The 21,194-nt window shown below is 36.8% G+C and carries 18 protein-coding genes and 1 tRNA gene; 17 read left to right on the top strand and 2 right to left on the bottom strand.

Translation table 11 applies throughout. The annotated features are described in order from the left end of the window. Positions 1 to 25: 25 nt before the first annotated feature. From cshA to FC97_RS06455, 4 genes are all read left to right on the top strand, one after another. A complete protein-coding gene (gene cshA / locus FC97_RS06470) occupies positions 26 to 1,570 on the top strand; it encodes a degradosome RNA helicase CshA (protein ID WP_054642425.1) in 1,545 nt (514 codons plus the stop codon). Between the two features lie 279 nt (positions 1,571 to 1,849). Then, on the top strand, positions 1,850 to 2,209 hold the full coding sequence (gene acpS, locus FC97_RS06465; protein ID WP_054642426.1) for a holo-ACP synthase: 360 nt from the start codon (positions 1,850 to 1,852) through the stop codon (positions 2,207 to 2,209). A gap of 1 nt (position 2,210) precedes the next feature. Then, positions 2,211 to 3,323, top strand: coding sequence for an alanine racemase (gene alr / locus FC97_RS06460; RefSeq protein ID WP_054642427.1), 1,113 nt, complete (start codon positions 2,211 to 2,213; stop codon positions 3,321 to 3,323). A gap of 656 nt (positions 3,324 to 3,979) precedes the next feature. Continuing rightward, positions 3,980 to 4,195, top strand: coding sequence for a hypothetical protein (locus FC97_RS06455; protein WP_143442709.1), 216 nt, complete (start codon positions 3,980 to 3,982; stop codon positions 4,193 to 4,195). Positions 4,196 to 4,291: 96 nt separating this feature from the next. Here the strand turns inward: FC97_RS06455 and cbpA are convergent, their stop codons facing one another. Both cbpA and FC97_RS06445 read right to left on the bottom strand, forming a co-directional pair. Continuing rightward, the gene (cbpA, locus tag FC97_RS06450) at positions 4,292 to 4,954 is read right to left on the bottom strand and encodes a cyclic di-AMP binding protein CbpA (protein ID WP_025084391.1); all 663 of its coding nucleotides are present in this window, start codon (positions 4,952 to 4,954) and stop codon (positions 4,292 to 4,294) included. Between the two features lie 115 nt (positions 4,955 to 5,069). After that, a complete protein-coding gene (locus FC97_RS06445) occupies positions 5,070 to 6,053 on the bottom strand; it encodes an L-lactate dehydrogenase (protein ID WP_054642429.1) in 984 nt (327 codons plus the stop codon). A 146-nt stretch (positions 6,054 to 6,199) separates the two neighbouring features. Between FC97_RS06445 and pth the strand changes: the two genes are divergently transcribed. The 13 genes from pth to FC97_RS06380 all read left to right on the top strand — a co-directional run bounded on the left by pth (position 6,200) and on the right by FC97_RS06380 (position 21,158). Then, on the top strand, positions 6,200 to 6,757 hold the full coding sequence (gene pth, locus FC97_RS06440) for an aminoacyl-tRNA hydrolase (protein WP_054642430.1): 558 nt from the start codon (positions 6,200 to 6,202) through the stop codon (positions 6,755 to 6,757). A gap of 21 nt (positions 6,758 to 6,778) precedes the next feature. Continuing rightward, on the top strand, positions 6,779 to 10,303 hold the full coding sequence (gene mfd, locus FC97_RS06435) for a transcription-repair coupling factor (protein WP_054642431.1): 3,525 nt from the start codon (positions 6,779 to 6,781) through the stop codon (positions 10,301 to 10,303). A gap of 1 nt (position 10,304) precedes the next feature. Beyond that, entirely contained in the window at positions 10,305 to 11,876 is a 1,572-nt protein-coding gene (locus FC97_RS06430; RefSeq protein ID WP_054642432.1) for a putative polysaccharide biosynthesis protein, read from the top strand. Next, on the top strand, positions 11,873 to 12,112 hold the full coding sequence (locus FC97_RS06425) for an RNA-binding S4 domain-containing protein (protein ID WP_025084395.1): 240 nt from the start codon (positions 11,873 to 11,875) through the stop codon (positions 12,110 to 12,112). The genes FC97_RS06430 and FC97_RS06425 overlap by 4 nt, the downstream gene beginning before the upstream one ends. Positions 12,113 to 12,210: 98 nt before the next feature. Then, a complete protein-coding gene (locus tag FC97_RS06420; RefSeq protein WP_054642433.1) occupies positions 12,211 to 12,606 on the top strand; it encodes an FtsB family cell division protein in 396 nt (131 codons plus the stop codon). 23 nt (positions 12,607 to 12,629) lie between these two features. Beyond that, positions 12,630 to 13,046 carry a S1 domain-containing RNA-binding protein gene (locus FC97_RS06415; protein ID WP_054642434.1) on the top strand — a complete coding sequence of 139 codons (417 nt, stop codon included), beginning with the start codon at positions 12,630 to 12,632 and terminating at the stop codon, positions 13,044 to 13,046. 59 nt (positions 13,047 to 13,105) lie between these two features. Further along, complete coding sequence (gene tilS, locus FC97_RS06410; protein ID WP_056967948.1) at positions 13,106 to 14,425, top strand: tRNA lysidine(34) synthetase TilS; 1,320 nt, start codon at positions 13,106 to 13,108, stop codon at positions 14,423 to 14,425. A 9-nt stretch (positions 14,426 to 14,434) separates the two neighbouring features. Beyond that, on the top strand, positions 14,435 to 14,980 hold the full coding sequence (hpt, locus tag FC97_RS06405) for a hypoxanthine phosphoribosyltransferase (RefSeq protein WP_054642437.1): 546 nt from the start codon (positions 14,435 to 14,437) through the stop codon (positions 14,978 to 14,980). A gap of 83 nt (positions 14,981 to 15,063) precedes the next feature. Next, a complete protein-coding gene (gene ftsH / locus FC97_RS06400; RefSeq protein ID WP_054642438.1) occupies positions 15,064 to 17,280 on the top strand; it encodes an ATP-dependent zinc metalloprotease FtsH in 2,217 nt (738 codons plus the stop codon). Between the two features lie 45 nt (positions 17,281 to 17,325). After that, complete coding sequence (gene hslO / locus FC97_RS06395; RefSeq protein ID WP_054642439.1) at positions 17,326 to 18,207, top strand: Hsp33 family molecular chaperone HslO; 882 nt, start codon at positions 17,326 to 17,328, stop codon at positions 18,205 to 18,207. A gap of 70 nt (positions 18,208 to 18,277) precedes the next feature. Continuing rightward, entirely contained in the window at positions 18,278 to 19,282 is a 1,005-nt protein-coding gene (dusB, locus tag FC97_RS06390; protein WP_056967947.1) for a tRNA dihydrouridine synthase DusB, read from the top strand. Positions 19,283 to 19,357: 75 nt separating this feature from the next. Beyond that, on the top strand, positions 19,358 to 20,848 hold the full coding sequence (gene lysS / locus FC97_RS06385; protein WP_054642569.1) for a lysine--tRNA ligase: 1,491 nt from the start codon (positions 19,358 to 19,360) through the stop codon (positions 20,846 to 20,848). A 237-nt stretch (positions 20,849 to 21,085) separates the two neighbouring features. Next, positions 21,086 to 21,158: transfer RNA gene (locus FC97_RS06380), tRNA-Val, on the top strand. The last annotated feature ends 36 nt before the right edge of the window (positions 21,159 to 21,194 follow it).

Raw genomic sequence — 21,194 nt, 5'->3', positions numbered from 1 at the left:
GTGTTTTAAAAAATGGAGGACATTTGTGAAATTTAAAGAATTAGATTTAGATCCCAGATTACTGAGCGCTATTAATGAAGCCGGTTTCGAAGAAACAACACCCATCCAAGCTCAAACTATTCCACTAGTTATGAGTGGGGCCGACGTAATTGGCCAAGCTCAAACTGGTACAGGAAAGACGGCAGCCTTTGGTTTACCAATTTTAAATGCCGTTGATACTCAATCAAGTAATATTCAAGCATTGATTATCTCTCCAACTAGAGAATTAGCTATTCAAACACAGGAAGAACTTTACCGCTTAGGTAGTGACAAGAAGGTTAAGGTTCAAAGTGTTTATGGTGGATCAGATATTAGAAGACAGATCCGTGCCTTGAAGAATCACCCTCAGATCGTGGTTGGTACTCCCGGAAGAATGCTTGACCACATCAACCGTCACACCTTGAAACTTGGCAACGTTAATACCGTTGTTCTTGATGAAGCTGATGAAATGTTAGATATGGGATTCGTTGAAGATATTGAAAGTATCCTTTCAAACGTTCCAAACAAACATCAAACATTGCTATTCTCAGCTACAATGCCAAAACCTATCATGAAAATTGCTGATAAGTTTATGACAGATCCTCAAATCGTTAAGATCAAGTCAAAAGAATTGACTGCTGATAAGATCGATCAATACTTTGTTAAAGCTAGAGAATTTGAAAAGTTTGACTTGATGACTCGTTTATTCGATGTTCAAGCTCCAGAGTTAGCTTTGATCTTTGGTCGTACAAAGCGTCGTGTTGATGAACTTACACGTGGCTTACAAGCTCGTGGTTATAATGCTGAAGGTATTCATGGTGACTTATCACAGGATAAGAGAACTAGCGTTTTACGTAAGTTTAAAGCTGGTAAGTTGGACTTCTTAGTTGCAACTGATGTTGCTGCTCGTGGATTGGATATTTCTGGTGTATCACATGTTTATAACTATGATATTCCTCAAGATCCTGATAGTTATGTTCACCGTATTGGCCGTACAGGTCGTGCCGGACATTCTGGTGTTTCTGTAACATTCGTTACACCAAATGAAATGGGCTACCTACGTACAATTGAAAACTTAACTAAGAAACGTATGGAACCACTTGCTCAACCTACTGACAAAGAAGTTCTTAAAGGACAATTGGAATCAGTTAAGCAAGATATTAAAGATACTTTGGAACATGACAAACACTTGGATCGTTTCGATTCAGCTGTTCAAGAATTGTTAGCAGATTATTCTGCCGAAGATATCGCTCGTATTTTCTTAAGTGAATCAATCAAGGATGCTCAAAGTGTTCCTGTTAAGATTGCTCCTGAAAGACCACTTCCTTCACGTAAGGTAAGTCACAGTCGTTCAGGTCATGGTCGTCGTGGTAAGTTCAACGGACATCGTGGTGGTGGAGATCACCGTGGTGGCAGTGGCAATGGCAGACGCCGTAACAGCGACCGTCGTGATGGAGGACATCATGATGACAAGGGTGGCAAGCGTCGCGAACATGACAATAAACGTAATGGTCGTAGCAAAAAGTCATTCAAGATCAGAACAAATCTATAATTTTTAAATATGAATTATAGTTATTGCAAATATAATTATAATAATTAAGCCAGGTAAATTATTTTACTTTGGCTTTTTTTTTACAGTAAAATAGACCTGCCAAGATAATTTAGACTTGATAAACTTGAAAAGTTGTCTGAAAATGCTATGATTTAAGCTTAAATCAAACAAGTTTTAATTTAGTTGTTGATTGAAACTGCAAGAAATTGAAAATTGTGCTTTACTTCAATTGGAAGCTTTTCAATTTATTAATTAAAAAAATAGATTGCGAGAGAAATTATGATCAAAGGATTAGGTATAGATATTGCAGAAATTGACCGTGTACGAAAGATTTATGGTCGTCACCCTCGATTTTTAGAGAAAATTTTAAATGAAGATGAGATTGAGGTTTTTAATAATCTTAATACCGAAAAAGCTAAGATGACATACCTAACGGGAAGATTTTCTGTAAAAGAGTCATTTACAAAAGCTATGGGTACTGGCCTTCGTGGAATTGGATTTCATGATTTGAGTGTTTTGAATCATGAATCGGGTCAACCTTATATCAAAACTGAAATTTTCAAGGGTAATATTCATGTATCGATATCAGATACAGATGAACTAGTAATAACTGAGGTTATTCTAGAGGAGGAGAAGTAAAATGTTACCATCAATTCATCGTCCAGCCTATGTTGAAGTAGACTTATCAAAGTTAAAAAGAAATTTACAAAATGAACTAGAGGCCGTTCCTGAAGGAACAAAAGTTTTTGCTGTTGTAAAAGCTAACGCCTATGGTCATGGCTTAGTTAAAGTTGCTCAGTCAGAAATTGAATTTGGAGCATCTGGACTTTGTGTAGCCTCATTAGATGAAGGCTTAGAAATTCGAAATAGTGGCGTTACAGCGCCTATTTTAGTTTTGGGTATAGTTCCCGTAGAATACGCTAAAGTGGCCGCACGTGCTGATATTTCGTTAACAGTCGGTAGTTTAGATTGGTTGAAGGTAGCTGTAGAACTAAGAGTTACTAATTTGAAAGTTCATATTGCTGTCGATAGCGGTATGGGTCGAATTGGTTTCCAAGACAAGACTAGTCTGATTGAAGCCTGCAACTTTTTAAATGAACATAAGGAATCGTTTACTCCTGAAGGACTGTTTACACACTTTGCAACTGCTGATAGTCCTGATGAAAGTTACTTTGAAAAACAGGTTAAGAATTTCAAAGAAATGTCTAGTGATCTACCAACTAAATTTACTTACGTTCACTGTGCTAATTCCGCTACAGCTTTGTGGCATAAAGATTTAGCCGTCAATATGGTTAGATACGGTTTAGCCTTGTACGGTTTGAATCCATCAGGAACTGATATTACAAAATTACCATATGAACTAGAACCAGCTTTAAGTTTGTATTCAGAACTTACATTTGTTAAAAAAATCAAAGCTGGACAAAGTGTTGGATACGGTGCCACTTATACTAGCAAGGAAGATGAGTGGATCGGTACAATTCCTCTTGGCTATGCAGATGGCTGGCTGAGAAGAATGCAAGGGTGCGATGTTTTGATCAATGGAGAACGTTGTCAAAGCGTTGGCCGTGTTTGCATGGATCAATTCATGGTTCGCTTACCTAAGGAATTACCAGTTGGTACAAAAGTTACATTGATTGGTAAAGACGGTAATGAAGAAATCACTGCAACGGATGCAGCTAAGTATGCTGGTACGATCAGTTATGAAATTCTTTGCTGTTTGAGTGAAAGATTGCCTCGAGTTTATAAATATTAGTTCTAGTTAAGAAAGAGAAATATTGTTTTGCTAAATAATAAATAGGATGGCCTCTATCAAAGTTCTTTCTTAAATTTGGTTGTAGCTAAATACCAACTAATATAGTTGAAATATGCCGTCGTCCTCAAAAAAATTGTGAGCCGCTGGAACGTGGTGGACACGACTTCAAGCTAATAATTCCACACTTTGTGCGAAATCATGGATCTCGAAGCTCGGTCTTTTACTAACCTTGCTACGCAAGTTAAGTAAAAACGCACCACTGAGGACCCACAGATTTTTTACTACCGACTAGGTTCCTAGCTCTAGTATTATCAGTGTTTTAATTTATAATCTAAAAAGAACAGCCTCCATTAAGTATTCAAGATATCTTACTTGAATCTCTTAATAGAGGCTGCTTTTATCTAATTAGACTATATTATTTTTAAACATACTTATCTCAAGAAAAATAATTTAGTCTGGAGTAAGAATTGGAAATGTGTTCACGTCCATAGCGTTCCAACACATTTCCAATTCTTGCGGAAGACGGGAGTTTAAGTATGTCCACGCTTTAATTTAAAATTTTCTTCTGTGCTATTTTAAAAAATTAAACGCAAATAATTGTTACATGAATGAAAATGGTAGTATTCTCTGGTTGGGATTTTAGAAAAGGAAAAGAAGTGTCAACTATGATTAATGAAGAATGGTATAAGTTCATGCAAAATGGTGAGTATAAGAGGTATCAGATTCTTATTGATCGTAACAAACCTTATGTTGACAGGTTTCAACGAGATTTGATGGAGGAATATCAATTACAGTATTTTAAAAGTCATCCTGTTGATGAGGAATTGAATCGCTTTCGTGCTGAGCCAGCGTTTAAAATCAAAAGACTATAAAAAGTCCGCTCTAGTTGACGTAGTTCAACTAGAACGGACTTTTAGGTTTTGTTTTTAGAAAAGGTTTTGTTTTAGAAATATTGTTTTAGATAAGGACTATAGTGTGTTCTTATCTAAGATCTTACCAGATTTCAAATCATCGATTTCTGAAACTACGAAGCTCTTCTTTTCAAGACGTTTGATAATTTCTTTTAAAGTATCGATATCAGTACCTGATGGTAAAGTAAATAGAGTTCTTCGTACAACTTCATTTGATTTGGCATCCAAGGTCATACAAGCGGCCACAGAAACATACTTAGCAAAGATTTTTGACATCTTTTCTAGGTCGCCACGGTCGCCAGAAGAACTAACAGTCAAAACGTAACTACTAATATCAAGGTTCCAAGCATCTGATAACATGCTAAGAAGTCTTGCATGGGTTAAGATTCCATAAAATAAATTATTTTCATCTAAAACAGCAATGTAAGGCAAATCCTTAATGTTAAAGAATACTTTGAAGAAAGGTGAGTCTACGCTGATTGTTTTAGTAGCGTTCTTCATAAGTGTAGTTACAGGTAAGCTCATATCGCCACCACGAGACTTGTGACGGTAGATGTGCATCTTGTAGATATTACCCCTAAATATTTGTCCACTTTCATCCAAAATTGGCACACAGCGGAAACCTGAGTCTTCTAGGACTTTTAATGCTTCTTCTAGTGTGACAGTTTCTTTTACTGTCGTAAGCTTGTCCTTTTTTAGTACAAGTGACTTAACTAACATATATATTCACATCCAATCTATCTATAATTGAATTAATAATACAGTAATTCAGGATAAAAAAAAAGCTGAAACAAATTTTCATTTGTTTCAGTCTTTTTTATACATGCATTAAGGATTATTGACGACCCTTGATACCTGTAGCTTCGAAGCCATCTTTAAGGATCTTTTCAAGTTCCTTAGCTGATTTCTTCATTTGTGCTGATTCTTCATCATTCAATGGAACTTCGATAATTTGTTTTAGACCTTTACGGTTAACAATAGCAGGTGAACCGATATAGATGTCTGAAACGCCATATTGACCACTCATCATGTTTGATAATGGAAGAACAGTGTTTTCGTCGCTTAGCAAAGCCTTGCAGATTCTTGCAAGAGCAGTACCGATACCATAGAATGTAGCACCCTTAGTATTGATAATGTCGTAAGCTGCGTTAACAGTCTTCTTGTAGATCTTGTCAAGTGTGTCTTTAGTGATTTCTGGGTGGCTTTCCATCCATTCGGCCATTGTAACGCCACCGATTGTTAGATGTGACCATGCAGCGAATTCTGAATCACCGTGTTCACCCATGATGTAACCATGAACTGAACGAGGGTCAAGATCTAATTCTTCACCAACGAATTTTTGTAATCTAGCAGTATCAAGTGATGTACCTGAACCAATTACACGTTCCTTAGGGAAGCCTGAAAGTTTCCAAGTAGCGTATGTCAAGATATCAACTGGGTTAGCAGCAACTACGAAGATACCATTGAATCCTGATTCAACAATAGGATCAACGATTGTCTTCAAGATGTTTAAGTTCTTGTTAACAAGGTCAAGTCTTGTTTCACCTGGTTTTTGTGGAGCGCCGGCTGTGATAACTACGATATCAGCATCCTTAGCATCTGAATATTCACCAGCGTGAATGTTCTTAGGGAATGAGAATGGAATTGCATCTGCAAGGTCCATTGCGTCACCCTTAATCTTGTCTTTAGCGATATCACAGATAACTAGTTCTTGAGCAATACCTTGAAGTGTCATTGCGTAGGCAAATGTTGAACCTACAGCACCGTCACCAACTAGAAGTACTTTTTGGTGGTTCTTTTCGTTTGTTGGAGTTGTCATTATAAAATATCATCCCTTCGAAAATAATATGTTCCTGACCCATTATACAAATAATTAAGGTAAATAAACAAGCTGATTGTGAAAAAAGTGAAAAAATAGTATTTTTGACATGATATAATGTAAGTTCGAAATGAGGTATATTAAATATGAAACTAATTGTTGGCTTAGGAAATCCAGGAAAGAAATACGATCGAACAAAGCATAATATGGGCTTTATGACCATCGATAGATTGATGGATGAATATGGTCAAACACAAATGAAAAAAGATTTTGAGGCTGAGTACTGCAAATTCAAAGTTGACGGTGAAACAGTTTTTCTAGTTAAGCCGCTCACATTTATGAATGAATCTGGCCGTGCTGTTAATTTTTTAATGGGATACTATCAGATCAAACCTGAGGAAATGCTGGTAATTCAAGATGACTTAGATATGCCTATTGGAAAAGTCAGATTACGAACAAAGGGTTCTGCTGGTGGTCACAATGGTATTAAGAGTATAATCTCTGCTGTGGGTACTAAAGATTTCAAACGAATTAAGATTGGTATACAACATCCTGATCGCCAAACAGTAGTCAATTGGGTGTTGACACCATTCAGTAAAGATCAAGAGCCAGTGGCTTTATCAGGTATCGATCAAGCAGTTGATATGGTTAAAGATTGGGTTGCTGGTAGTAGCATTGATCAATTAATGAACAAGTATAATTAGAAGATTAAAAGGGGGCAAAAATTGAATTTAATAAATTTCATTACAAATAAGTTGGACTTAGGGGAATTTATTAGTCAAGTTAAGCCTGAAACAAAGAATTTATTGACAGGTTTAACGGGATCAACAATTTCCCTTTTTGCATTGGATACTTTAAGACAATTAAATAAGAAGATTTTGATTGTTGAGAATACTAATTTTCATGCAAATAAGCTATATGACGACTTAAATTTATTGAACAGCGACGCTGTTCATATTTTCCCCGTTGAAGAATCAATTTCGACAGAAATAGCAACCAGTTCACCGGATGAACTGAGTCAACGATTAGATACCTTAAGCTTTTTGGCGGATGATAAACCGGGCATAGTTGTAACATCAATTGCCGGTCTAGAGTATGAATTATCAGCAAAAGAGCTCTTTAAGTCTGCCCAATTAAGAATTGAAGTAAACGAAGAATATGATTTAGAAGATTTAAATCAACAATTTGTTCAGATGGGATATGTAAAGGATAAGTTAGTTGCCAAACCGGGTGATTTTGCCATTCGTGGTGATATTGTTGATATTTATCCATTAAATGTTGATAATCCGGTGCGAATTGACTTCTTCGGTAATCAAGTTGAAAAGATTAAGTACTTCGATACTGAAACGCAACGAAGTATTGAAGAGTTAAAGAAAATTCAAATTTTGCCAGCACAAGATCGAATTGTTACCGACGAACAAGTTGAAACGGGGTTAGCTAAGCTACAAAAGAGTTATGATCGCCAATTGAAATCGTCAGATGATAAAGATGTTAAGGAAAATTTGCGGACAAACTTTGGTCAAACAATTGAAGAACTATCAGAAGGAATTCGTCCAGAAAATATCGGTCGAATTGCTGATTATCTTTTTGAACAACCTAAGAGTTTATTGGATTACTTAGATTCTGATGATGTCATCATCTTTAATGAATATAACCGATTGATTGAACAATCCAATGATAGTCAAGCCGAGAATCAATCTTGGTTAGCTAGTCAATTGGAATTTGGTAAAGCTTTGCCAGAACAGAAGATCCGTCAGAGCTTTGTTGATTTAATCAAGGATAATAAATTGGCTCAAATCTATTTGTCAGCTTTCCAACAAGGAATGGGACATATTCGTTTGAATCAATTGCAAAATGTACCAGTTCGAACAATGCAACAATTTTTCAGTCAAATGCCGCTGTTAAAGTCAGAAGTTGAACGTTGGCAAAGGCAAAAGTACACCGTTTTGTTAACCATTAGTAATGAAAAACGGATAGCAGCAATCAATAATACTTTGGTTGATTTTGGAATTAAAGCAACTTTAACCACTGCTGATAAAGTTATTGAAGATCAGACACAAATTATGAATGCTACATTGAGTTCTGGTTTTGAAATGCCTGAACAAAAATTAGCCGTTATTACTGAAAAAGAACTTTTCAACAAGCAACCGAAAAAACGCCGTCATCAAACTTTGGCTAATGCTGAAAGATTAAAGAGTTATAACGAATTAAAACCAGGCGATTACGTCGTTCATGTCAATCATGGTATTGGTAAGTTTATCGGTATGCAGACAATGGAAGTCGACGGTAAGCATCAAGATTACATTACGATTGAGTACCGTGACGATGGTCGCTTGTTTATTCCAGTTACCCAATTGGATATGGTTCAGAAGTACGTCTCAGCTGAAGGTAAGTCACCTAAAATCAACAAATTAGGTGGTAATGAGTGGCAAAAGACTAAACGTCGAGTTCAGTCTAATATTGAAGATATTGCTGATGACTTGATAGATCTCTACGCTAAACGTGAAGCGGAGAAAGGCTTTGCTTTTCCTAAAGATGATTCGATGCAGAATGATTTTGACAATGCCTTTCCATATCCTGAAACGCCTGATCAATTAAGATCTGTCGACGAAATCAAACGTGATATGGAAAAACCACATCCAATGGATCGACTTTTAGTTGGTGATGTTGGATTTGGTAAAACTGAAGTAGCATTGAGAGCGGCCTTCAAAGCGGTTGAGGCAGGTAAGCAAGTAGTCTTTTTAGTACCAACAACATTGCTAGCTCAACAGCATTATGAAACTATGAAGGAACGTTTCGCTGGCTTTCCAGTAGAGATTGGAATGCTATCACGTTTCCAGACTCGTAAGCAGAGCAAAGAAATTATTGAGAAATTAGAAGACGGGTCAGTTGATATTGTTGTGGGAACACATCGTTTGCTTTCGAAGGATGTTAAATTCCATGATATTGGATTGTTGATAATTGATGAGGAACAGCGTTTTGGCGTTAAACACAAGGAAAAGATTAAGCAGTTAAAGAGTAACGTTGATGTTCTGACTTTAACGGCAACACCAATTCCGAGAACTCTGAATATGTCAATGCTTGGAGTTCGTGATCTGTCTTTGATTGAAACTGCCCCTAGCAATCGTTATCCAGTTCAGACCTATGTTATGGAACAAAATTATCAGGTGATTGCCGGCGCGATTAAACGAGAAATGGCCCGTGGTGGTCAAGTCTTTTATTTACACAATCGAGTTGAAGATATGGATCAAGTGGCGGATCAATTGCAGTCCTTGGTACCAGATGCTCGAATTGCAACAGCTCATGGGCGAATGAATGAGACTCAAATGGAAGGTGTTATTTCCGACTATTTGGCTGGTGATTATGATGTATTGGTAACAACAACAATTATTGAAACTGGTGTTGATATGCCTAATACCAATACCTTAGTGGTAGAGAATGCTGATCGTTATGGGTTGTCACAGCTTTATCAAATCCGTGGTCGTGTTGGTAGATCAAATCGAGTGGCCTATGCTTACTTGATGTATCGTCCTAATAAAGTTTTGACTGAGGTCGGTGAACAACGCTTGGAGGCTATTAAGAACTTTACTGAATTAGGTTCTGGTTTCAAGATTGCAATGCGTGATCTGTCGATTCGTGGAGCCGGTAATCTATTAGGTAAACAACAACATGGCTTTATCGATTCAGTTGGTTTCGACTTGTATACGCAGATGCTAAATGATGCAGTTGCTAAGAAACGTGGTCACACCAAGGCTGAAAAGACTAATTCAGAAATTAATTTAGCTTTAGAAGCTTATTTGCCAGAGGACTATATTAGTGATCAACGTCAAAAAGTTGAACTCTACAAACGAATTCGTCAAATTGACTCTTTGGAAAATTACCAAGAAGTTAAATCAGAATTGTTGGATCGTTTCGGTGATTATCCACAAGAGGTTGCTAATTTGTTAGACGTTAGTTTATTAAAGAACTCGTTTGATGAGTCCTTGGTTAATAGTGTAGTGATGCGGAATAAGAAGATTACAATTAAATTTTCACCTAAAGCCGGTGATTATTTGACGGGAGATCTAGTCTTTAAATTCCTAGCTAACACAACAATGAAAGCTAAGGTAAACAATAAAAATGGTGGATTCACGATTACTTTGGATTCAGCTAGTGTTAAAAAAGATGAATGGTTCGATCAATTGAAGGTATTCGCAGAAAAAATGGCTGATGACTTTGATAATTTGAAGAAAGAAAAAATAAAAAATTAATATGCAAAAAGAAGTGTCGAGGGCGATTAAGGGGACTTGGATTTTAACGATTGCTTCATTGTTCTCAGAACTTTTGAGTGCAATTTATCGGATTCCACTGCAAAACATCGTAGGTGATCGGGGATACTTCATCTACCAACAGGTTTATCCAATTTATGGGATATTCTCTGTGCTAGCTTTGTCAGGTTTGCCAGTCGTACTATCGAAGACATTTGCACAGCAAAAAAATAATGCCGCCAAGAATAATTTATTAAAGAGGACTTTTGTTCTCTTAATGATTGCTAGTTGTGTGGTTACAATTTTGTTGTGGATGTCTTCAAGATACTTAGCCTTTTTAATGGGTGATCCTAGACTTTATTTAGAGGTCCGAGCAGTCTCTTTAACTTTCTTATTGATACCTTTTGAGGCCAGTTTGAGAGGATTTTTTCAAAGTGATCTGTTAATGACACCCAGTGCTATTTCACAAGTTTCGGAACAATTTTTAAGAATTGTGATTATCATTGGCAGTGCTCTATTATTTGGTCACGGAGTGATTGACGTTTACCATATGGGAACGTTGGCTAATGCTGGTGCCTTCATTGGAGGATTACTAGCAGTTGGACTTTTAATAGCTACCTTTATGAGAAATAAGAATAGTTTTCTAGCAGCTGATCAGGATGATGGCACATTTAAATTAGAGCATGGATTAGCTTTGGAAATTGTTTTGATCGTTGTATTTACAGGGATTACTATTTTTTATCAATTCATCGACTCTTTCTCAATGATTCGATTATTGATGCATTCAGGAATTTCTTTAGATCAAGCTGAAATTCAAAAGGGAATTTTTGACCGAGGCCAACCTTTGCTGCAATTAGGTATTGTGATTTCACTTTCATTTGTTTCAACAATAATGCCGCAATTGAAAGAAAGTAATCGTCTAGAACAGAATAAGAAAACTATTTCTAAGATGGTACGAGTCTGTTTATGGTTGTCAGGCGCTGAGACAGCAGGATTGATTGCTTTAATGCCACAGATCAACATGATGCTGTTCACTAATACCAATGGATCAAGAGCCTTGAGTATTTATATGTTTTCAATTATCATTGTTTCCTTCATTAATTTATTAATTGCGGTAACAAGTGGTGATGATGAAAAGAATTTGCATAAATTGATACTGTTTGGGATGTCTTTAGTGGCCAAGGCTGCTTTGAATGTTATTTTGGTACCAAAATTTGGAATTGCTGGAGCTGCTTTAGCAACTGTGCTCAGCGAATGCGTAATTTTATTTGGAATCATGAGTATATATGGTTTCAATCGAAGTTTCTTATCATTGGATAAAGGTTTTATCAAAGCGTTAATTAAAGCTGGTTTAGTGATGGCAATCATCGTTAAACTGGCGGTCATTATTTTGTCATCAGGATTTGTTATGACTAGATCAAAGAGCATTTTGCTGAACGTCATAACGATACCAATCGGTGCTTTGGTGTACTTAAAGTTAACCAAACGTTGGCATATATTGACTAAAGAAGAATGGGAAATATTACCCATGGGAAAATATATTACGAGATTTATGAAGATAGAGGATAAAAAATGAGATTAGACAAATATTTAAAAGTTACCAGAATTATCAAAAGAAGAACAGTAGCAAAAGAATTTACTGATAATGGTCGTGCCAGCATTAATGGTCGTGTAGCCAAATCGTCTAGTGACGTATCTATCGGTGATGTGATTGAATTACATTTTGGTGAGAAAACAATGAAGGTAAAGGTCCTTAACATTAAGGAAACTACTAAGAAGAACGAATCAGAAGACATGTACGAAGAGATTTAGTAAATAATTAGAATTAGATTAAAATTGGCAATTTTATTGTTCAAATAATTGCTTAAACTTGTTATACTCAAGGTAATCATTTCTAGGGGAGTAGTGGTATGGAAGTACATAAATTAAATTCCAATGTTTCTGTATTGAAACCTAAACAATCGCAAATGCCTCCAAAACCAGGCCCTCATAATTATGCCAAAAAGGTACATCGTCGGCGTATGGCAGTGATTGGTGTTGTTTTTGCAATTATTCTGGTTGTATTTGGTGTTCAGATTTTTAATGCACATCGAACATATGCAAATACAATGGGACAGATTGAAGTTAGTAAGACAAAATTAAGTAAACAAAAAGCCGTTCAAAGCGATTTGAAACTTGAAGTTGCGCAACTTCATGATACGAATTATTTAGAAAAATATATTCGGGAAAAATATATGTATAGTAAACCGGGTGAGCAAATATATAATTTGCCTGGTGACGTTAAGACCACTACGATTCAAAAATAGGGAAAGGAATTATTTTTAATTAGATGACAGTCGAAGTAGGAGCTAAAACAGAAGGTAAAGTTACTGGAATTACAAACTTTGGGGCGTTCGTTGACCTTGGAGAAGGACAAAGCGGAATGGTACATATCAGTGAAGTTGCTGATGGTTACGTTAAAGATATTCACGATGTTTTGAGTGTCGGTGATACCGTAAAGGTTTTAGTTCTTAATGAAAAAGATCATAAGATTGCACTTTCAATCAAACAGGCTTCTGATAAGCCTAAGCCAAAGTATCATGCACATCATTCTCATGAACGTAATGAACATAAATCACGTCCACACAAACCAGAGAGTTTTGATGATATGATGTCAGGTTTTATGAAGGAAAGCGAAGAACGTTTAAGTACTATTAAGAAGAACACAGAAGGAAAACGTGGTGGCCGTGGCGGTCGTCGCAGTTAATAAAGTTTAAGGTTGAGACATTGTCTCAGCCTTTTTAGTTTCAGGGGCTTGGAGGAGTAATGGAGTTAGATAATAGAATAATAAATACTGTTAAAAGTGTTTTGAAAAAATATCATGCTAAAAAAGTTCTAGTAGCTGTTTCCGGTGGTGTCGACTCAATGGTTCTGTTAAATGTGATTGGCGAAATCATACCTAAAGAATTTTTTGGCGTGGTTAATGTTGATCATGATTTACGTCCAGAAAGTGCTAAGGAAGTTGAGTTTGTTCAGAATTTTTGCGTAGGTAGAGGTTATCAATTTTTTACGACTAAATGGTTGAATAAGCCACAAGATGATATTGGAATGGAAGCGGCTGCTCGGTCATTCAGATATGATTTTTTCAAAAAGATTATGCAGGATAATGATTTTGATACATTACTGACGGCACATCATGCCAATGACTTGGCCGAAAATATTTTAATGAAGCTGATCCGTTCAGGTAATGCCTATGAAGTGGTTAGTCTAAAAGAACAACGTCCATTTGCGGATGGTCAGATTGTACGTCCATTGTTGAATTTTGCTAAATCGGATATCACAGTTTTTGCAGATATCCATGATATTCATCATGTTCAGGATAAAACTAATTTTGATAATATAACTATGCGCAATCGCTTGCGTAATAATATTTTTCCAGAATTACAAAAAGAGAATGGACAACTACTGACACATTTTAATTTTTTTGAACAACAGATTATGGCGTTGCTCGATTTAGCTCAAAAAGAATTTTCTCGAATTGAGAATTCAATGAAATTAGTGAAGACACCCGAAAAGATAACGGGATTGATAAAGCCGGTTGAAACCTTAAACTCGGAACAGCAAACACTGTTTTGGGGGAGTTTCTTCACCAAAAGTAATTTGGGTATTTCAATTAGTAATCGTCAAATTGAACAGATAATTGAAATTGTTACAGGTGATCATGCCAATGCCTCAATTGATTTAGCAGATTCATGGCAATTTATTAAAAGCTATGATCAATTTTTGATCCAACGAGTACAAGATCAAAATTTGCAAGTCTTCCCTATTAAAGTAGGCCAAACTCAGATAATTAATCATAGAAAATTTAGCCTTTTAGAAGATGAGCGGAGTTTTACGTTGACGGTGGAAAATACTCCTCATGAAATAACTTTACGAACTCGTAGAAGTGGCGATAAATTACTCTTGTCGAATGGTCAACATCAAAAATTGAGTAAGAGATTTATAAATGAAAAGATACCTGAATATGAACGTGATAATTATTTAATTTTATTATTTGATAATCAGATAGTATGGGTTGAAAAAATTTATAATATGAGTGATTATTTAAAAAAAGGCAGTAAGCATTACAAAATAAAACTTGATTGAGGTAAAAACATGAATTCAGATATTAAAGAGGTATTAGTCTCTGAAGAGGAGATTAATGAAACTATTCAACGTTTGGGTAAACAGTTAACGGAAGAATATCAAGGTAAGAATCCTTTGCTCGTTTGTATTTTACGTGGAGCCGCTATGTTCATGATGGACCTCGTTAAGAGTTTAGATTTTAAAATGGAATATGACTTTATGGATGTTTCTAGTTATGGTGGCGAAAATACCGTTACGACTGGGGATGTTCGTATCATTAAAGATTTAGATACATCGGTACGTGATCGTGATGTAGTAATTGTTGAAGACATTATTGATACTGGATACACGTTGGATCGTTTGGTAGAGCTATTTGAATCACGTCATGCTAAGTCAATTAAGTTGGTTTCATTCTTGGATAAGCCAGCTCGTAGAATCAAGCATGTCAAGGTTGATTACATTGGAGTAGAGATTCCCGATGAATTTGTAGTCGGTTATGGGATGGATTATGATGAGCATTATCGTAATTTACCTTATGTTGGTGTATTAAAACCAGAGGTATATAGTACAAAATAATTAAGATAGAGTTACAATTATTATTGTGTTACTGTTCACCAATGTTACAATATGTAACGTCTAAGTAATTTAGGAGGAAATGTATGAAAAATAATCGAAATAGGTTAATTAATAATAGCCTGTTTTACATCTTGCTCTTTGTTGTTTTGGTTCTGGCAGCAAGTTGGTTTGCTGGTGGTCAATCCTCAGATCAATCTAAAACACTAAGCCAAGACCAATTCATCACACAATTGAAGCAAGGCAAAGTGAAGAGTTTTAAATTAGAGCCTATTGGGGGAGCTTATCAAGTAACTGGTGAATACAAGAAAGCTCAAAAGGCTAATACAACACGTTCCGTGTCGTTATTCAGTCGTGCTCAATCTAGTGGTTCTAGTGAAGTAACTTCATTTAGTTCAACTGTTTTGCCTAACAATGATACGTTAAAGAGAATCAATAACGCCGCTATGGCAAAGGGAGTTAAGACTACTGCTGCTCCTAAGTCACAATCCGGTCAATGGATTTCCTTGATATTGACGGTCGTTGTTCCATTTGCATTGTTCTTCTTTGTAATCTTTGCAATGATGGGTCGTGGAGGCCAAGGTGGTGGCGCAAACCGTGTCATGAACTTTGGTAAATCCAAGGTCAAACCAGAGGATCCTAAGAAAAACAAAGTTAGATTCTCTGACGTTGCTGGTGCTGAAGAAGAAAAACAAGAACTTGTTGAAGTTGTTGAATTCTTAAAAGATCCAAGAAAATTTGTTTCCTTGGGTGCCAGAATACCGGCGGGTGTCTTGTTAGAGGGTCCTCCCGGGACTGGTAAAACTTTACTAGCTAAGGCTGTTGCTGGTGAAGCTAAAGTTCCTTTCTATTCAATTTCTGGTTCAGATTTCGTTGAAATGTTTGTTGGTGTCGGTGCCTCACGTGTTCGTGACTTGTTCGAGAATGCTAAAAAAGATGCCCCATCAATTATCTTTATCGATGAAATTGATGCCGTTGGTCGTCAACGTGGTTCAGGTACCGGTGGCGGTAACGACGAACGTGAACAAACACTTAACCAATTATTGATTGAGATGGATGGATTTACTGGTAATGAAGGTGTTATCGTTATGGCTGCTACTAACCGTTCCGATGTCCTTGATCCAGCGCTATTACGTCCTGGCCGTTTTGATCGTAAGATTTTGGTCGGTCGTCCTGATGTTAAGGGTCGTGAAGCCATTCTTAAAGTTCATGCTAGAAATAAACCATTTACAGATGATGTTGATTTGAAAGCTATTGCACAACAAACACCAGGTTTCGCTGGTGCTGATCTAGAAAACTTACTTAACGAAGCTGCCTTGGTTGCTGCTCGTCGTGGTAAGCAAAAGATTGATTCAAGTGATCTTGATGAAGCTGAAGATCGTGTTATTGCCGGTCCAGCTAAGAGAAATCATGTTGTTCCTGAACAAGAGCGTCACACAGTGGCTTACCACGAAGCGGGACATGCTTTGATTGGTTTGGTTTTGAGTGACTCTCGTGTTGTTAGAAAGGTTACTATCGTTCCTCGTGGACGTGCCGGCGGTTATGCTATCATGTTACCTAAGGATGATCAAAACCTTGCAACTAAGAAGGAACTAAACGAACAAATTACTGGTTTACTTGGTGGACGTACTGCCGAAGAAATTATCGTTGGTCAACCTTCATCAGGTGCTTCAAATGACTTTGAACAAGCAACACAAATTGCTCGTACAATGGTTACTGAATACGGTATGACAGATCGTTTAGGTACTGTTCAACTTGAAAAGAATGGTCAACCATTTAGTGGTGGTAATTATCGTCAATTACCTTCTTACTCAGAAGACACTGCTAAGTCAATTGATCAAGAAGTTAAACGTATTATTGATGAAGATCACGAACGTGCTAGAGAGATTCTTGAAACACATCGTGAACAACATAAGATTATTGCCGAAGCTCTATTGAAGTATGAAACACTTGATGAAAAGGAAATCTTGAGCTTGTACAATACAGGTAAGATGCCTGCCAATGATGCTAACCAAGAATTCCCAAGTGAAAGTGCTGCTACTTTTGAAGAATCAAAGAAGGCTGTTGAAGCCAAAGATGCTGAAAAGCAAAAGACTGAGGGTTCAACTAAAGATGAAACAGCTAAGTCAGATGAAAATCTTGATGAAACTGTTTATCCTTCAGAAAAAGACGAAGCTAAGTCAGATGACACAAATAGTTCTACTGAAACTACACCATCATCTACTGAAACTAAGTCTGATAAAGATTCAACAGATGCTACTGACAATAGTGACAAAGATAATAACAATAATGATAATCAATAAAAAAAGAGCGACTCGTATGAGTCGCTTTTTTGAACGGAGGAAACTATGACTGATACTTTAACTAAATCAGTTTCTAAGGATGGAAAGTTTAGGGTTTATGTTGTTAATGCTACCCAAACTATTCAAGAAGCACAAAAAAGACATGACACTTGGAGAAATTCCAGTGCTGCATTAGGTAGAACAATGATTGGCTCTATCCTAGTTGCTACTTCAACTCTTAAAGAGGACGAAGTTTTAACAACTAGAATTCAAGGTGGTGGCCCAGTCGGTGCCATCGTGGTTGATGCGGATGCCAAAGGAAATACTAAAGGTTACATTACTAATCCACATGTGAGTCTAAAGGCTCGTGAAGATGGCCATATTGATGTCCAAGCTGCTGTTGGTAATAAAGGAAATCTAAGTATTACTAAGGATTTGCATATGAAGAAACCATTTACTGGTGAAGTGCCGTTGGTTTCTGGAGAAATCGGAATGGACTTTGCCTATTATATGGCTAAATCAGAACAAATTCCTTCAGCTATTGGTGTTTCGGTGTTTGTGGAACCTAATGAAAAAGTTGGTGCTGCAGGTGGTTTCTTAGTTCAAACTTTGCCGGGAGCTACTGACAAGGATATTTCTAAGATTGAAGCTAATTTGAAGGTTGTTCCTAATCTATCAACCCTGCTCAATGAAGGATTAAGCAATAATGAAATCTTGGATAAAATTATGAACGGTGTTGAGATGAAAGTCTTGGATGAAATGCCTGTTCAATTCCAATGTGATTGTTCTAAAGAACGTTTCTCTAAATCACTGGCTACTTTATCTACTGCTAATCTACAAGCTATGGTCGATGAAGATCATGGTGCTGAAGCGGTCTGCAAATTCTGTGGTAACAAATATCAATTTAGTGAAGCTGAATTAAAGAAAATTATTGAAACTAAAGATTAATCATGTTTGCCATATGAATGGAAAATTTGTTATTATTGCAAGTTGTAGTTAATAATTTGAGGTAAAAAGTATGGAATGGAAAATAGGCAATGTAACAATTCCTAATCAAATTGTAGTTGCTCCAATGGCCGGGATAACCAATTCGGCTTTTCGAGTTACGGCTAGAGAATTCGGCGCAGGTCTAACTGTTTGTGAAATGATCAGTGATCAAGGTATTAAATATCGAAATGAGAAGACATTGGGGATGATGTTTGTTGATCCTAAAGAGCATCCCGTCAGTATTCAGATTTTCGGTGGTAGTGTTAAGTCATTAGTTCAAGCAGCTAAGTTTGTTGATGATAATACTAGTGCTGATATTATCGACATCAACATGGGATGCCCTGTTAAGAAGGTTACTAAGACAGGTGCAGGTTCTTGTTGGTTAAGAGACCCAGATCATCTTTATGAGGCTGTGAAGGCTGTTAGTTCAGCTATCAGTAAACCTCTAACGGTAAAGATGAGAACTGGTTGGGATGATGATCATATTTTGGCAGTTGAGAATGCTTTAGCAGCACAAGAAGGCGGAGCTTCGGCAATTGCTATGCATGGTCGTACGAAAGCCCAGATGTATATGGGACATGCCAATTGGGATATCTTACATGAAGTAGCCCAAAGTGTTTCCATTCCATTTATGGGTAATGGTGATATCAAGACTCCTCAAGATGCTAAGACAATGATCGAAGATGTAGGTGCGGATGCCGCCATGGTAGGCCGAGCTGTGCTTGGCAATCTATGGAGATTGAATGCGATGAACCATTATTTAGAAACTGGAGAATTATTACCAGAACCAAGCGTTCCAGAAAAAATTAATATAGCTAAACTTCAACTCCAACGTCTGGTAGACTTAAAAGGTGAGCATGTTGGTGTTCCAGAATTTCGTCAACAGGCAGCATATTATCTAAAGGGGATTCCCCATGCAGTAAGAACACGTGCTAAAGTAGTGGAAGAAGATTCCATGCAGGAAGTGTTCGATACATTAGATCAATTTGTTGAAAGTTACGAGAAGAGAGAAGCGAGATCTTCAAGAATTTCGTAGACAGGGGGAAAAATTTTGAGTAACGAAAATAAGAAAAAGCAACCAACGAAAGAAGAAATAAAAAAGACTAGAGTCATGAATGACCAACTAAGGGTCAGACGTGAAAAATTACAAGAACTTTATGATGAAGGTGTTGACCCATTCGGTTCAAGATTTGAAAGAACTGCATTGGCTCAAGAAATTCATGACAAGTATGGTGATGAAGACAAGGAAGTTCTTGAAGAACAAGACTTGCCAGTTGTTATTGCCGGTCGTATGATGTCAAAACGTGGTAAAGGTAAAGTTGGTTTTGCTGATATCCGTGATAGAAGTGGCAGAATTCAAATTTATGTCCGTAAAGATGTCGTTGGTGAAGAGAACTACCATATCTTCAAACGTGCCGATATTGGTGACCATTTAGGTATCCACGGTGAAATCATGAAGACAGACATGGGTGAATTAACTGTTAAGGCTACTCACGTAACAATGCTATCTAAGTCATTACGTCCATTACCTGATAAATTCCATGGTTTAACAAACGTTGAACAAATTTATCGTCAAAGATATTTGGATCTAATTGCTAACCAAGATAGTTTTGAACGTTTCAAGAAACGTACTAAGATTATTTCAGCCGTTCGTGAATACTTAGATGGTGAAGGCTTCATGTCAGTTGAAACTCCTGTCTTAAATACACAAGCTGGTGGTGCTAGTGCTAGACCGTTCATCACACATCACAATGCTTTGGATATGCAAATGTATCTCCGTATTGCTCTTGAACTACCACTTAAGAGATTAATCGTTGGTGGTTTCGAACGAGTTTATGAAATTGGACGTGCTTTCCGTAACGAAGGTTTGGATACACAACATAACCCTGAATATACTTCACTAGAAACATATGCTGCATATTGGGATATGACAGATGTTATGAAAGAAGTCGAAGGACTCTTCAGACATGCTGCTCAAAAAGCTAATGGTACACAACAAGTTACTTATCAAGGTGAAGAAATTGATTTAAGCAAGCCATTCAAACGTATCAAGATGGTTGACGCAATCAAGGAACAAACAGGAATTGATTTCAGCCAAGATATGGATCTTGAACAAGCTCGTAAATTAGCTGATGAAAAAGGTGTTAAGTATGAAGACTTCTGGGGTGTTGGTCATATCATCGCTGAATTCTTTGAAGAATTCGTTGAAGATACTCTAAAGGAACCTACATTCGTTTACGAATATCCTTTGGAAGTTTCACCACTTGCTAAGAAGAGTAAAGAAAATCCTAACTTCACAGATCGTTTCGAAGTTTACATCTTAGGCCATGAATTCGGTAATGCCTTTACTGAACTAAATGATCCTATTGATCAAAAGGAACGTTTTGAAGCACAAGCTGCCGAACGTGAAAAGGGTAATGATGAAGCCGAACATATTGATAACGACTTCGTTGAAGCTATGGAATATGGTATGCCACCAACAGGTGGACTAGGAATCGGTATTGATAGACTAGTAATGTTGCTAACAGATGCACCATCAATTCGTGATGTTATCTTGTTCCCAACTATGAGACCTGAAGATAATACAAATAATGAAGAGTAAATTTTAAAAGTTGTCCTTTAAAAACAGGGGCAACTTTTTTTATTCCTTATGGATGAAATTCAGGATAAACGTTCTATTAGACCCCTTGGTGAAGCAATTATAAAATATAAATCTGTTTTAGTTAGAAATGTGGCAACAAAGAAGATGAAAGAAATTTGATTATGTTTAAAATTTTCGTTGACAATTTTTATGGTCAAAAGGTATACTAATATAGTTGTTTCGAACGAGAAACACTATGGAGGATTAGCTCAGCTGGGAGAGCATCTGCCTTACAAGCAGGAGGTCACAGGTTCGAACCCTGTATCCTCCATTAAGCAAAGTGCTTAGTGGAAATCATTTAGTTTTT

Origin of the sequence: Companilactobacillus kimchii DSM 13961 = JCM 10707 (assembly GCF_001435445.1) — a bacterium.
Taxonomy (GTDB): Bacteria; Bacillota; Bacilli; order Lactobacillales; family Lactobacillaceae; genus Companilactobacillus; species Companilactobacillus kimchii.
This window is presented reverse-complemented; position numbering and strand designations above follow the sequence as displayed.

Coding starts and splice junctions, on each gene's coding strand:
- tilS (WP_056967948.1), top strand. CDS start 13,106: ATGGAGTTAGATAATAGAATAATAAATACTGTTAAAAGTGTTTTGAAA.
- FC97_RS06445 (WP_054642429.1), bottom strand. CDS start 6,053: ATGACAACTCCAACAAACGAAAAGAACCACCAAAAAGTACTTCTAGTT.
- ftsH (WP_054642438.1), top strand. CDS start 15,064: ATGAAAAATAATCGAAATAGGTTAATTAATAATAGCCTGTTTTACATC.
- FC97_RS06430 (WP_054642432.1), top strand. CDS start 10,305: ATGCAAAAAGAAGTGTCGAGGGCGATTAAGGGGACTTGGATTTTAACG.
- FC97_RS06420 (WP_054642433.1), top strand. CDS start 12,211: ATGGAAGTACATAAATTAAATTCCAATGTTTCTGTATTGAAACCTAAA.
- hslO (WP_054642439.1), top strand. CDS start 17,326: ATGACTGATACTTTAACTAAATCAGTTTCTAAGGATGGAAAGTTTAGG.
- FC97_RS06425 (WP_025084395.1), top strand. CDS start 11,873: ATGAGATTAGACAAATATTTAAAAGTTACCAGAATTATCAAAAGAAGA.
- alr (WP_054642427.1), top strand. CDS start 2,211: ATGTTACCATCAATTCATCGTCCAGCCTATGTTGAAGTAGACTTATCA.
- cbpA (WP_025084391.1), bottom strand. CDS start 4,954: ATGTTAGTTAAGTCACTTGTACTAAAAAAGGACAAGCTTACGACAGTA.
- dusB (WP_056967947.1), top strand. CDS start 18,278: ATGGAATGGAAAATAGGCAATGTAACAATTCCTAATCAAATTGTAGTT.
- acpS (WP_054642426.1), top strand. CDS start 1,850: ATGATCAAAGGATTAGGTATAGATATTGCAGAAATTGACCGTGTACGA.
- lysS (WP_054642569.1), top strand. CDS start 19,358: ATGAATGACCAACTAAGGGTCAGACGTGAAAAATTACAAGAACTTTAT.
- pth (WP_054642430.1), top strand. CDS start 6,200: ATGAAACTAATTGTTGGCTTAGGAAATCCAGGAAAGAAATACGATCGA.
- hpt (WP_054642437.1), top strand. CDS start 14,435: ATGAATTCAGATATTAAAGAGGTATTAGTCTCTGAAGAGGAGATTAAT.
- FC97_RS06415 (WP_054642434.1), top strand. CDS start 12,630: ATGACAGTCGAAGTAGGAGCTAAAACAGAAGGTAAAGTTACTGGAATT.